Source organism: Aerococcus christensenii (assembly GCF_001543105.1).
GTDB classification, from domain to species: Bacteria; Bacillota; Bacilli; order Lactobacillales; family Aerococcaceae; genus Aerococcus; species Aerococcus christensenii.
Genome location: NZ_CP014159.1, coordinates 150,980 through 164,395, shown reverse-complemented (window position 1 = coordinate 164,395; position 13,416 = coordinate 150,980). Strand labels below are relative to the sequence as shown.

General features: G+C 39.3%; 14 protein-coding genes. 9 read left to right on the top strand and 5 right to left on the bottom strand.

Going from position 1 to position 13,416, the window contains the following annotated elements:
* Positions 1 to 132: 132 nt before the first annotated feature.
* From AWM71_RS00760 to AWM71_RS00750, 3 genes are read right to left on the bottom strand one after another with little or no spacing between them, the layout of a single operon-like run.
* Positions 133 to 1,068: a DUF4234 domain-containing protein gene (locus tag AWM71_RS00760; protein WP_060776222.1), complete on the bottom strand. Its 936-nt coding sequence runs from the start codon at positions 1,066 to 1,068 to the stop codon at positions 133 to 135.
* Positions 1,068 to 1,499, bottom strand: a complete 432-nt coding sequence (locus AWM71_RS00755; RefSeq protein ID WP_060776221.1) for a zinc-ribbon domain-containing protein — start codon at positions 1,497 to 1,499, stop codon at positions 1,068 to 1,070. The genes AWM71_RS00760 and AWM71_RS00755 overlap by 1 nt, the downstream gene beginning before the upstream one ends.
* Positions 1,500 to 1,515: 16 nt before the next feature.
* Entirely contained in the window at positions 1,516 to 1,920 is a 405-nt protein-coding gene (locus AWM71_RS00750; protein ID WP_060776220.1) for a DUF2752 domain-containing protein, read from the bottom strand.
* A 430-nt stretch (positions 1,921 to 2,350) separates the two neighbouring features.
* Here AWM71_RS00750 and AWM71_RS00745 point away from each other — a divergent pair, with 430 nt between their 5' ends.
* From AWM71_RS00745 to thiI, 3 genes are all read left to right on the top strand, one after another.
* Positions 2,351 to 4,072 carry a septation ring formation regulator EzrA gene (locus AWM71_RS00745; RefSeq protein ID WP_060776219.1) on the top strand — a complete coding sequence of 574 codons (1,722 nt, stop codon included), beginning with the start codon at positions 2,351 to 2,353 and terminating at the stop codon, positions 4,070 to 4,072.
* Between the two features lie 82 nt (positions 4,073 to 4,154).
* Entirely contained in the window at positions 4,155 to 5,300 is a 1,146-nt protein-coding gene (locus tag AWM71_RS00740; protein WP_060776218.1) for a cysteine desulfurase family protein, read from the top strand.
* Positions 5,301 to 5,308: 8 nt separating this feature from the next.
* A complete protein-coding gene (thiI, locus tag AWM71_RS00735; RefSeq protein ID WP_060776217.1) occupies positions 5,309 to 6,523 on the top strand; it encodes a tRNA uracil 4-sulfurtransferase ThiI in 1,215 nt (404 codons plus the stop codon).
* A gap of 60 nt (positions 6,524 to 6,583) precedes the next feature.
* On the opposite strand, the gene AWM71_RS00730 is transcribed toward thiI, so the two are convergent.
* Positions 6,584 to 6,748, bottom strand: coding sequence for a hypothetical protein (locus AWM71_RS00730; protein WP_060776216.1), 165 nt, complete (start codon positions 6,746 to 6,748; stop codon positions 6,584 to 6,586).
* Positions 6,749 to 6,999: 251 nt separating this feature from the next.
* Here AWM71_RS00730 and gndA point away from each other — a divergent pair, with 251 nt between their 5' ends.
* The 6 genes from gndA (at position 7,000) to AWM71_RS00700 (ending at position 12,531) form a co-directional block, all read left to right on the top strand.
* Complete coding sequence (gene gndA / locus AWM71_RS00725) at positions 7,000 to 8,436, top strand: NADP-dependent phosphogluconate dehydrogenase (RefSeq protein WP_060776215.1); 1,437 nt, start codon at positions 7,000 to 7,002, stop codon at positions 8,434 to 8,436.
* Positions 8,437 to 8,632: 196 nt separating this feature from the next.
* Positions 8,633 to 9,679, top strand: a complete 1,047-nt coding sequence (locus AWM71_RS00720) for a PTS sugar transporter subunit IIC (protein ID WP_060776214.1) — start codon at positions 8,633 to 8,635, stop codon at positions 9,677 to 9,679.
* Positions 9,680 to 9,952: 273 nt separating this feature from the next.
* Positions 9,953 to 10,426, top strand: a complete 474-nt coding sequence (locus AWM71_RS00715) for a hypothetical protein (protein WP_060776213.1) — start codon at positions 9,953 to 9,955, stop codon at positions 10,424 to 10,426.
* Positions 10,427 to 10,594: 168 nt separating this feature from the next.
* On the top strand, positions 10,595 to 11,881 hold the full coding sequence (locus AWM71_RS00710; RefSeq protein ID WP_082632775.1) for an FtsW/RodA/SpoVE family cell cycle protein: 1,287 nt from the start codon (positions 10,595 to 10,597) through the stop codon (positions 11,879 to 11,881).
* Complete coding sequence (locus AWM71_RS00705; RefSeq protein WP_158320024.1) at positions 11,850 to 12,218, top strand: ArsC/Spx/MgsR family protein; 369 nt, start codon at positions 11,850 to 11,852, stop codon at positions 12,216 to 12,218. The genes AWM71_RS00710 and AWM71_RS00705 overlap by 32 nt, the downstream gene beginning before the upstream one ends.
* A gap of 4 nt (positions 12,219 to 12,222) precedes the next feature.
* Complete coding sequence (locus AWM71_RS00700; RefSeq protein WP_060776211.1) at positions 12,223 to 12,531, top strand: glycine cleavage system H family protein; 309 nt, start codon at positions 12,223 to 12,225, stop codon at positions 12,529 to 12,531.
* A 73-nt stretch (positions 12,532 to 12,604) separates the two neighbouring features.
* Here AWM71_RS00700 and AWM71_RS00695 read toward each other — a convergent pair whose 3' ends face one another.
* Positions 12,605 to 13,336 carry a gamma-glutamyl-gamma-aminobutyrate hydrolase family protein gene (locus tag AWM71_RS00695; RefSeq protein WP_060776210.1) on the bottom strand — a complete coding sequence of 244 codons (732 nt, stop codon included), beginning with the start codon at positions 13,334 to 13,336 and terminating at the stop codon, positions 12,605 to 12,607.
* Positions 13,337 to 13,416 lie beyond the last annotated feature (80 nt).

The window sequence follows — 13,416 nt, the reverse complement described above, 5'->3', positions numbered from 1 at the left end:
TACTTTATGAGAAAGTCAGCCTATTTTAGGTTGGCTTTTTTGTATAAATGATTCACTGGAATTTGTACAAAGTAATTAAACAAAAAGGACGCTATAGCAGCGCCCTTTTGGGGAGTAAGTTATTCCATTCGACTATTGTTGTTGGTAGTGGTTAGCTACAGCTTGGTTATAACCTGCACAAATTATATTCATGTTTTTGATTTGTAAGTAAATAGCGATAAGTAAACCAATCCCACATATCCAGGAACCAAAGAGCAACCATAAAAGAATAGTGGTTCCATTTTCCTGAATAGGATAGCCGTAGCGAGGACTATTGGAAGAGAGGCGGTTGGCTAAGGCGTATTGCCAGTAGAAGTTGTAGAATCCACAGGTGATAAGGTTGAGAAGGATAAATGAGAGTAAACCTGTGGTATGTTCACCGTCGCCTGCACAAGCGATGTTGGCGGAACGAGCCATTTCATAGACATAGAAAAAGTTATATACACCAAGGGTCAGAATAGAAAGTAATAGGTAGACAAAGAAGGACCGATGATCATTGAGATAAGCAGGTGTGCTTCCTGGAGCGAAAGCTACTCCGGAAGGTTTGTTATAACTTGGGCGAGTACGAGTGTATTGCTTCTCATTGTGGGGTTTAAAATAGTTATGGGTGAGATTTTGGATTTCTTTCATGTAAACATTGATCGTCGATTGAAATTCAGCTTGAAGAACTTCTTTTTGACTTAGCCGGTTAAAATAATTGGATTCATAAAGGTCATCGTGTGCGGTTTGAGCGAGCCCAAACAGAATAACCGTGATCAAAATAGCGAGAATTGGAAGCGATAAGTATCTCAAGAGATAAACTTCGTAAGGAAAATATGAAAAACGGAAGATATGGAGAATTAGCTTTTTTAAAACAGCGACTAAGAGAATTCCTAGCGTGGTAATAAGCAAGCCATTGAAGAGTTCTTTATTTTTCCCTTGATTCCATCTCCGATAGATACAAAAGAGAACGACTCCCAATAATAAAGTCATGACAAAAGTAATAATAGTCAATAAGGCGAGAATGATTGCTTGAATAAGATAAAACATTAGAATCCCCCCATGAATAATAAATTTTTAAAAGCAAAGAATAGGTTAGGAAATTGCTTAATAGCGAAGATAATGATGATTACCATAGCGGCAAAAGCTACGGTTTTGATTGGTGTATTCTCTGCTAGGGAGACGGGGATGTGGTGCTCTTTAGTACTTGAAGCCGAGTGGGAGCTCGTCGTAGTTTTTGAATTTTCTGCCTTTGGTTCTTCTTCAGTATTTCCTTGTGGGGATGTTTGCGGAGGGGTTTGGGCTTGTTCCGTGTTTACATTTTCTGTTGAAGTTTGTGATGGATGAGTTGGGGGAGCCACTGCTTTTTCAACGGAATGTTTAGGTTGGGTTACTGTTTTTTCTTTGGAAGCGGGCGTCCCACAGTGAGTACAGAAGTTATCTCCCTGATGGAGTGACGATCCGCAATGTGTACAATACATACAGATATTCACCTCTTTATAAAATTGTGCTTAATTTGAGAAATAGTTGATAAATAAGAGAGCGCTGAGGCTCGAAAACAACGATTGAATCAGTAGGATCGATCATTCGGAGGACATAAACCAATAAAAATAAAAAAATAAAAAGGACACATCCTCCCTTGAGCAGTCGTTGAGGGATATGTTTTCGATAAATGAAAACAAGAAGAGCGAACGCCGGCAGAAGAAAAAGAGGATGGTAGTGGAAGGCACTGTGAAGGTCGCCTCTCATCATAGCTAACCAGGCTCTGGTCATTCCACATCCAGGGCAGGAAACCCCGGTGAGAGCTTTGATCGGGCAGGTGATCCCCATGAGATGTAGAGCAAAATAAAATAAAATAATAGCAGGTGTCGCAATGATGGCATCCTTAGGTTTAATTGCCATTAGTTCCTCCTTTCTAGAAGATTTAAAGCTTCTCTCAATGATTGAAGATCCTGCTTTATTTTATCATACAAATTGAGAGAAATTCATTTTTTAATCAGTTGACAAACTCTTATTTTGAGAGGTGTAAGTTTAGAAGCCACATTATAGAATAAGTGAGGAAAAATAGAAATATTTTTTAGAACGCAATGGTTTTATGTTAGAGGGCTTATTTTTTAGCAAGGGAAATAATCTGAGCTTTGTTTCAAATAAGCAAGATAAAATGAAAGTAGTGAAAATTTCTTGATGAGGAAATTTTCCTATTTATCGGTTGAAAAAGCTTTCAAGTCAAGCAATAATTGGCTTGAGATGGTTTTTTCTTACGTTATATTGTGGTATAATTAAACGTAATCTAAATAGAAACCATGATTTTCTGGTAGAAGGAGGAGTGCTAGTGGGATTTATAATTGCTCTCATCATTATTATTGTTATTATTTTGATTTCTTACGGTTTGTTGTACTATCTAGGGCGTAAGCAAACGAAAATCAATAGCGAACTGGATGAGAAGAAGCAAGACATAATGGCCATTCCTGTTGCGGATAAGTTATATACGATTCGTAATAAAAATGTAAGTGGGAATACACAGCGGGTGTTTGAAGCTGAACAAGCCAAATGGCAGACAATAAAACAGTACAAATTACCAGAAATCGAGGCTGCCTTAGTTCAAGCGCAAGCAGACACGGATAAATTTTCACTTATAAAGGCAAGACAGACTGCAGAGAAGACAGAAACGCTGATTGAGGAGACTTTCAAAGAAGTTACTGCGATCAATCAAGTCTTACAAGAAATCTTGGATAGTGAACATGAGAATGAAGAATACTATCAAAAGACTTATCAAGCTTATGCGGAGATCCGTAAGCAGTTATTAGCTCATGGTTACGCTTATGAAGATTCTCAGGAAGTCTTGAAAAAGAATCTTTCTTATATTGAATTGGATTTTACTAAGTATAATGCCATGATGAATGATGGGGATTTCATGGGCGCTCATGAGATTTTGGATCAAACCAATGAAGACATTATGACTTTACAAGCTATGATGAAGGAAATCCCCAATCTATATGAAAAGATAGAGAATGTCTACATGGAGCAGCTTGAAGATATTCGTTCGGGTTATGCTCAGTTGGAAGAAATGGCCTTTCAATTTCCAGTAGACGTCCATATTCCAGATGAGATTAAACAAGTCGAAAAAAATATTGATCGGGCAAGGGAAGCTGTTCGTGAAGCGGATTTAACGGAAGCTAAGCAGTTGTTAACGGCAACAGAAGTGCAGATTGACCGCACCTATGAATTTATGCAAGTGGAATTAGACGCGAAGGACTACATTGAAAAGAATCAAGGGAGTCTTCAACAACGCTTGAGTCAGATTAAACAAAGCAATCGCTATGGGTCATTAGAAATTGACCGTGTCTCTCAAAGTTACATGTTACATGAGAATGAATTAGGCAGAATGCAAGATTTTGCGGATCGCCTCGATCGCCTGTCTGATAAGTTAGAGAGTGTTAATCAACGTTTAGGTGCGCATGCTATTGCTTATTCGGATATGGAAAAGGTCTACAAGACCACTTATGAGGACCTCGCTTCTATTGAAAAGGCTCAGTCCCATATTGTTTCGACTTTAGTAGAATTAAAACAAAAGGAAAAAGAAGCTCGTTCGACGCTTTACGCTTTCCATTTGGATATTCGCAACATGAAACGTCGGGTAGGTCACTATCATTTGCCTGGCTTAAGTGATGAATATCTGGATAAGTTCTTCGCCACGGAAGATCTTGTGGATGATTTTGAACGTAAGATGAATCGGGTCAAGTTAGATATGGTAGAGATTGATAAGATGATTCAGCAACTTTCAGATCAAATGGAAGACCTTGATCAAGAAACTGAAACGCTCATTGATCATGCCCTCTTGACGGAACAAAGTATCCAATATGCCAATCGTTTTAGAGCAGACTATCCGGAGATTAATCAAGCCATCAAATGGGCAGATCATTTGTTCTACGATTCTTATGATTACACAGGGGCTTATCAAGTGATGAGTCAAGCTATTGATAAAATTGATCCAATGGCTTCTAAAAATGTAGTTAATCAGTATCAAAAAGATAAACAAAACCGGTTGATTTAGAGAGTAAGCGAGAAAAGTAAACAAAACAGAGGCTGGGGATTTCTCCGGCCTCTTGGTATTTAAAAGGGAGAGAAGTTAGCTAATGATTTATTTTGATAATTCAGCGACCACGAAGATAGATCCAAGCGCCTTGCAGTCTATGATGGTGACCGCTGAGAAGTATTATGGGAATCCTTCCAGCCTTCATGCCTTAGGAAATCAGGCTCATGACTTATTAGATCACGCAAGACAACAGATTGCAGATTTATTTCAGTGCCAGTCTGGAGAAATTTTTATAACGAGTGGTGGAACAGAATCGAATAATTGGGCGATCAAGGGGACAGCTTATGAAAAGCAAGGACGTGGGAAGCATATTATTACGAGTTCTGTAGAACATCCTTCGGTTCGTCATACCATGTCGCATTTGGAAGAAGAAGGCTTTGAAGTCACTTATCTTCCTGTTGATAAGGAAGGAAGAGTCTCAGTAGAAGACCTGAAGGCGGCTATTCGTGAGGATACGATTTTGGTGTCTATCATGGCAGTGAATAATGAGATTGGGACTAAGCAACCCATTTCAGCGATTGGAGACTTATTGGAAGACTATCCAACCATTCATTTTCATGTAGATGGCGTTCAAAGTATTGGAAAGTATGACTATCCTCTCATTCATCCACGGGTGGATCTTTTCTCGGTATCTGCGCATAAGTTTAATGGACCGAGAGGAATTGGAATCATGTATAAGAAGCGCGGCCGTGCTATTCAAAATCTATTAGAAGGGGGCGGCCAAGAGAGCGGTCGACGGAGCGGGACGGAGAACCTTCCGGCGATCGTTGCCATGGCTAAAGCCTTGAGGTTGACTTTAGAAGGGGCAAAAGAAGAGGAACAACGCCATCAAGCTATTCAAAAAGTCTTGAGAGAGTTTCTCCAACAGTTTCCAGATCGGGTGAAGATTTTTTCACCGAGCCAAGGGACTTCTGATCATGTCTTATGTTTTGGCTTGAAGGGCGTGCGTGGAGAAGTGATGGTCCATGCCTTAGAAGAAAAAGAAATTTATGTATCGACCACGAGTGCTTGTTCCAGTAGACAGACGGGACATTCCTCTTCGACCCTTCAGGCAATGGGAATTGACGGGACTTGGGCAAGGTTTGCGATTCGGTTGAGTTTTGGTAAAAATAATACGGTGGAAGAAGCCAAGCAATTTATTGAAGTGTATCGTCAATTAATGGACAAATTTAAACGCATTCAGTAGGAGGTCCTATGGAAACAAAAATTATGATTCGCTACGGCGAACTCTCTGTTAAAGGGAAAAATAAGAAAAAATTTATTCATTTGCTGGCGGAAAATATCCGACAAGTTCTTGCTGATTTGTCGGATATTAAAGTGAGTGAGTATTTTGACTTTATGTTCGTCAAAGTTGACAAGAAAGATGAAGAAGAAGTCTTAAAAAGACTCCAGCATGTGTTTGGTATTCAAAGCTATAGCCCAGCTTATGAGTTGGAGAGAGACTTTGAACAACTCAAGCAAGTGGCTAAAGAAGTCGTTGCCGAAAGGATGGTTAAGGATCCTATTCAAACCTTTAAAGTTGCGACGTCGAGATCCGACCATCATTATGAGATGGACACCAATGATATTAACCGGGAGTTAGGGGCTTATTTACTGGAAGAATTTCCAAATTTAAAGGTTCAAGTTAAAAATCCGGATTTAACAGTGCGTGTAAAAGTACGGTTTGATGACTTTGTTCTCTCTTTGGACTGGATCAAGGGCATTGGGGGCTTACCTGTTGGTTCTTCCTCAAGAGGAATTTTGATGTTATCTGGAGGAATTGATTCTCCGGTAGCGGGTTACTTAGCGATGAAACGTGGCGTTCGACCGGTGGCCATTCATTTTGCTTCTCCTCCTTACACCAGTCCTCAAGCTTTGGACAAGGCGAAGGCTTTGGCAGGGAAGTTGACGAAATTTGGAAGCTGGATCACTTTTGTTGAAGTGCCTTTTACTGAAATTCAAGAAGAAATTAAGGAAAAGGTACCGAGTGAATATCTTATGACGATTACACGGCGGATGATGTTAAGAGTGGCTGATCGCTTACGTGAAAAATTTCATGCCCACTGTATTATCAACGGAGAATCTTTAGGGCAGGTGGCTTCTCAAACGCCAGAGAGTATGTTTGCTATTAATGCAGTCACCTCCACGCCCGTGCTTCGTCCTGTGGTAACGATGGACAAGTTGGAAATCATCGCTTTAGCGGAACAAATCGATACCTTCGAGCTCTCCATTGAACCTTATGAAGATTGTTGTACGGTTTTTGCTCCACCTTCCCCAAGTACCCGTCCGAAGATTGAACGCTGTCTGGCTTATGAAGAGCGGATGGATGTGGAAGGATTAGTAGAACGTGCAGTTGAAAATATTTGCTATGAGAAAATAGATCACGTTCTCCCTCAAAAAGAAGAAAAAACTTATCAAGACTTACTTTAAAAAAGGTAAGTAAAAAGCGCACGGAAACGTGCGCTTTTGTTTTACTGTAAGCGATAGTTTTTATTTGAAATATCCTGTCATTGCGATAATGAAGGATACGATTACTCCGCTGACCATAGCAAGTAACATGATAATGGTAAATATTTTACCGTATACCTTGCTCCGTTTCTTTTTACGTTCAGCTTTTTTGTAAGCTTTATCGCGTTGTTCTTTCCAATCTGACATCTTTGTACTCCTTCACATAGTTTTACAAGGGCTATTATAGCACAAAACCTATTTCTTTTTATAGGAAATCCATGTAAAAAGGAGAAAGCCCTAAGGAAAAGTCAGACGCAAAACTGTCAAGACTCTAAGAGAGTGAGCGAGCGAGTCTTTTTTTTAGTTCATTTTTTTGATATGATAGAAAGTGCATTGAATGAGTGAACACGACTGTTTCATCAATGAACATCATGTAAAAAAGAGGAGGAATTCTATTCATGGGAAAAGCACAAATCGGAGTCATCGGAATGGCCGTTATGGGGAAAAACCTCGCTTTAAATATTGAGAGCAGAGGCTATCGGGTGGCTATCTTTAATCGAACGACTTCAAAAATGGAAGCGGTCTATAAAGAACATCAAGATAAACAATTGCTTCCTACCTATAGCTTAGAAGAATTTGTAGAATCTTTGGAAAAGCCACGTCGGATCTTGCTAATGGTGAAGGCTGGACAAGCTACAGATTCTTTTATTGATCGGATTTTACCTTTACTTGACAAGGGGGATATCTTGATTGACGGAGGAAATACTTACTTTAAAGATACCATCCGTCGTTCGGAAAAATTAGCACAATCGGGCATTCATTTTATTGGAATGGGTGTTTCTGGTGGAGAAGAAGGGGCTTTGCATGGACCAGCTTTAATGCCAGGGGGCCAAGAAGAAGCTTACGAAGCCATGAAAGATATCCTAGAAGCAATTGCTGCTAAAGCGCCAAGTGATGGCAAACCTTGCGTGACCCACATTGGAACAGATGGGGCAGGGCACTTTGTCAAAATGGTTCACAACGGGATTGAATATGGCGATATGGAATTAATCGCTGAATCCTATGCTTTGATGCGCCATTATCTCGGCTTGACGACGCCAGAGATTGCCTCTTACTTTAAGGAATGGAATCAAGGTGAGTTAGATTCCTATCTCATGGAGATTACATCAGAAATCCTCACTAAAGTGGACCCTCAAACTGGGAAACCTATGATTGATGTGATTTTAGATGCTGCTGGGAATAAAGGAACAGGGAAATGGACTTCTCAAGAAGCTTTGGATTTAGGGGTACCTCTTCAAACCATTACGGCTTCTGTATTTGCCCGTTATATCTCTGCTTTGAAAGAGGAACGGGTACGGGCTGCGAGCCGTTTGTCTGGTCCAAATAAGACTTATACAGGGGAAGAAAAAGCTGCATTTATCGAAAAAATTCGCCAAGCTTTGTACTTCTCCAAACTCATGTCTTATGCTCAAGGCTTCGTTCAATATCGCCAAGCAAGTAAGAAATACGGTTGGCAGTTAAATTATAAGGAAATTGCCGCTATCTTCCGTGGAGGCTGCATTATTCGGGCTCAATTCTTAGAGAAGATTATGGCCGCTTATGATCGTCAGCCAGACTTAGAGAACATTCTCTTCGATGATTACTTCAATGAAATTGCGACTTCTTATCAACAATCTACCCGAGATGTGACATGTGCAGCTATTCAAGCGGGCATTCCAGTGGGTGGATTTACGAGTGCTTTGACTTATTATGATTCTTATCGAAGTGAAACTTTACCTGCTAACATTATTCAAGCCCAAAGAGACTACTTTGGCGCACACACTTACAAGCGTACTGACCAAGAAGGAACTTATCATTTCCTATGGGCAGAAGGCACAGAAGAAAAATGGGATTAATAATTGGTTATTGATCCTAAATGGAAAAGCTTAAAGCGGATTGCTTGACAGTCTTTGAAAATGGATTGTTGAGAAGAAAGCTTTAGGCTTTTTTTGATCTAAAATGAAGATCAAAGATGATAGGGTTTAAAACTTTTACAAAAAAGAGAACATCCCGTACACTTAATCCTAACTATTTAGAATAGGAGGAAGAGTTATGAAGAGTAAACACTGGAAGAGGAATATGATGAAATTTTTCCAAGGAGCTTCTATGGGAACTGTAGTCGGAGTTATTCCGTCTGCTATTTTAGGAACAGTGACTGCGCCTTATGTAGGAGAAACGGGGTTATTAGGCTTTTTCGCACGAGTAGTTGTTGCTTTTCAATTTGCTGTTCCTTTTTTGGTGGGGTATTTTACAGCGCTTGAATTTCAATTAAGTGCTATAGAAACTGCTGTTTTAGTGGGATCTAGTTTTATAGGAAGTGGAATTTTAAAATTTTCAGGAGGAAGTTGGATCCTTCAAGGAACAGGAGATTTGCTCAATACGATGTTGACGGTTGCTGTGAGTGTCTGTGCCATCAAACTCTACAATAATCGCTATAAAGATTTGAATATTGTTTTGCTTCCGTTATTGGGAGGGATTCTTCCTGGAGGAATTGGGCGGTTATGTTTGCCCAAGGTGAGTGCTTTGACTGGATTTTTAGGCCAAGGCGTGAAGCAATTAACAACTGTTCAGCCGCTGATAATGGCTATTGTTATAGCGGTAGCTTTTGCCTTAATCATTATGACGCCACTCTCTACGGTGGCTATTGCTTACGCTATCTCCCTAACTGATCTAGCAGCAGGGGCTGCAGGTTTGGGTATTGTTGCGTCTTTATTTACTTTGTTTTATGCATCTTGTCGGGTTAACACGAAAGGAATTAGTTTTTCTTTGTTATTTGCAGGGCCTAAACTCTTTATGGCCAACTATTTAGACCATTTGATTATGACACTTCCCATTGTTTTGAATGCTTCTGTAGTGGGGATATTTGCTTATTTGTTTCATATTCAAGGGAGTACTCAATCAGCAGGATTTGGTATCGTCGGCTTGTCTGGTCCTATGACATCGTATTCTTTTATGGAGGGGCCATTCTTAGTGAAGTTAGGAATTTTAAGTGGGGTGTATGTGGGCATACCTCTGGGAATTGCTGCACTCACGCACACTTTATTAACACGTGTGGGTTTGTATTCGGATAATATCTTTCGCTATGCAAAAATAAAATAAATTAGAAAGCCTGTTTTGAAATGAAACTATTTTCTTATTCGGCAATTAAAAACTTAATGGAAATGAGCTTATCTTTCTTTGAAACAGGAGATTGGTCAAGACCTATCCATTTCTAACGAGAATTAGGGAATTGGGAGAGTGATTGCTTTATTTTTCAAGCAGTATTTCTTATGAAAATTTAAAATTTTGTAATAAGCGAATTTTAACAGAAGGAATATGCTAAAATTAAAGAGTGATAAAAAGTTTAACACAGTTAGGATGTGAGGAATTCTAATGAAAAAAAATAGGCAATGGTTTCTGTTAAGTTTGTTATCTATTAGCTTATTAGGACTTGGGGCTTGTCACTCAGAAGATGTTTCTTATAAGAAGGAAAAATCTGAAAATCCTACGACGCAAGTTTCTTCAGAGAAAACCTCTGAGTCTAAGTCGAAAGATAAGACAGACGAAGAGAATTCTGAAGTTAAAAAAACGGCTGAAGTTAAAGTAAGTTCCAAAAATAGTTCTAAAAAAATTATTGATGAAATGGCTCCGTTAATTCATCAAGCAACGGATAATCTTTACAAATCAAAAGATTATATCTTTGTACCAGCTACGGTTGACGAATCGACTTATCAAGTAGAGGTTCGGCGTCAATCTCCTGGGAATTCTGAATCAACGAGTTTGGTGGCTATTTATCGTTACAATCACAAGACCCGTCAGTTAACCTCTCTCAATTTGGTGACTGATCAGTGGGAAACCTTACATTAAGAAATATTGTTGAGCTGAAGAATGATCTATGTTAATTTTTTACGCATGGCGTTGAGGTTAGCATAGATTTTTAATTTGAGGAGTTACTATAAATAGAGGGTGACACCTTAAATTTTAATTAGAAATTCGGTATAATAGGAAAAGATGCAAAAGGAAGAAGGGATAAGTATGGAGCGTTCACGAAAACAACGACTGAAGCAAGTGGAACAGCCCCGCATGATTAATCGAACCATTTTAGCGATGATTATTTGTTTGATGGGAATGAGTCTGGTTACTATTTTTTCAACAACCTATTTACAATTTGGTGGAGGAAGGATCTTCCCAACTATTATGCAGTTTATTTGGTATATAGTTGGTTTTGTAGGTATGTCTGTGGTGATGCAGCTCGATAGGAAAACGATTTATCACTTTGCCCCTGTCTTATATGGAATAGGGATTGTTTTATTGGTTTTGGTGCTGTTCTTGTATGATCGGCAACAGTATGTCATGTTCGGAGCCAAATCTTGGTTTACCATCGGGCCTTTATCCTTTCAGCCTTCTGAACTCATGAAATTTTTCTATATTTTGATGATTGGCCGTTTAATTTCTGAGTATACCCAACGCTCTCAAAGGATGGATTACGAGCATCTTCCGGTTAAAGAACAGATTCGCTGGGACCTTAAATTTATTGGGCGAATGATAGGCTGGACGATTGTACCTGCGGGATTAATTCTCATTCAAAATGACTTTGGGACTACTTTAGTGTTTATGATGATTTTTGTGGGCATGGTATTTGTCTCTGGCATTAATTGGCGGATTATTGTGCCGGTGGCTTTGACTTTATCTTTGATCTTTCTCATTTTATTATTTTTGGTGGTCTATAATCGTGATCTTCTGTACCATTTAGGCTTTCAAGATTATCAGTTTGCCCGAATTGATTCTTGGTTAGCTCCTTTTGAAAATACTAGGCGCGATTCCTATCAATTGAGTCAAAGTATTAAAGCTATTGGATCTGGTGGTATGTTTGGAAAGGGTTTTGGAAATTTTGAAGTGTATGTTCCTGTCAGAGAGTCCGATATGATTTTCACTACGGTTGGTGAAAATTTTGGCTTTTTAGGAGCGTCTCTTCTTGTCTTTTTCTATTTTATTTTGATGTTTCAAATGATTGCGGTAGCTTATGAATCGTATGATTCTTTCTATATCGCTGGAACAGCAGGTATTGTTTCGATGTTAGTTTTCCATATTGTGGAAAATATTGGTATGTCTACGGGGCTACTTCCTCTAACAGGGATTCCACTTCCTTTCTTATCGCAAGGAGGATCAGCTTTGATGACGACCATGCTTTGTATGGGATTTATTTTGTCGATTCAATATAATCAGAAACGAAGTGAACAAGAGATTCAATCGCAATGGTTGAATCGAATGATTCGAAAGATGAGTGGAGGTGCAACCATTGATCACTTTGTATGGCATTAAACGGTGTAGTACGTCCAGTAAGGGAGAAAAAGCTTTAAAAGAAGCAGGCATTCCCTATGAATTTGTAGACATTCGAACGATCAGTCCGAGTGTTGAGGCTTTAAGACAAGCTTTGGGGCGTGTGGATAAAATTAAAAAAATTGTCAATACTTCCGGGCAGATCTATCGCAAAGAACATTTGAAAGATAAATTAGACCAAATGAGTGAGGAAGAAGTCCTAGACCTCCTCCATCAAGAAGGAAGATTGGTGAAGCGTCCTTTTATTACAGATGGAACGATGAGTACAGCAGGAGCCAGTGAAGAAAATTTAAAATTTTGGATAGAAAGAGGGCATTAGCGAAATGGCTGAGCAAGATGAATTATGGATCAAAGAAAGTAAGGATGGAAAGATAAGAATCGGATTATCTCCTCAAGGACAAGAAGAACTCGGTGATATTAGTTTTGCTAATTTCTTAGTGGACGATCGTTTGACGGAAGAAGAACCCTTTGTTTCCTTTGAAGCCGCCAAGGCAGTGACTGATATTTTAGCTCCAATATCTGGTCAGATCACCCGACGGAATGACGGTGGTATTGGCAATCCAGAAGATTTTAACAGCTCTTCAGAAGATAAAAATTGGCTACTGGAAGTTATCCCGGATGAGAAGAAATAAATAAATCAAAAGAAATGCACGCTCCTGAAGTAAAAGGAGCGTGCGTTTTTTCTTTTATAGATAGAGTTTAAAGCTAAACATCCGCTAGCCATTGGAAAAGAGGAAGCATCTCATCATTATGTTGAATCATCATTTCTGGATGCCATTGTACCCCTAGAATCGGCGGATATTCTTTTGAAGATTGGAAGGCTTCGATTAAGCCATCGCTTGACCAGGCAATAGCTTTTAAGCCAGGAGCTAGGTCTTTAATGCCTTGATGGTGGCAGGAGTTTACGCGACTAGTCTCTTGGCCAAGTAGATCGTATAGAACGGAAGGTTTTTGGATGGTGAGACTGTGGTGAGGGTAAATAATTTGATAGTTATCTTGGACGTGCTGGACTTTTGGACGGTTGGAATGTTCAAAATAGGATAAGTCTTGGTAAAGCGTTCCTCCTAAGAACACATTAATCGCTTGAAATCCTCGGCAGATTGCTAAAATAGGCTTATGTTGAGCTATTGCTACTTGTAAGAGAGTTTGTTCCCAACGATCCCTTATTTGTGAAAAGCCTTGTAATTCAGGAAGGGGATCTTGTCCATAGAACATAGGATGAACATCTTGTCCTCCTGTAAAAAGTAAAGCGTCGACTTTTTGAACGTAAGATTCCGCTAAGGTAAGGTCTTCTTGGCTAGGAATCAAAAAAGGTAAAGCTTCTGTTTGGTTGATCCCTTCAATATAACTACTTGGCACATAGATTTTACAAAAATCCCAGGTTTCATGAGGATCTGGGCTGTTGCTGCAGGTAATGCCAATAATTTTTTGAGACATAGAGATTCCCCCTTTTGTATGTTGTGGAGTATTAAGTTATATGTTAGTCGATGGCATTGTATTTTTCAATAGTTTATTAA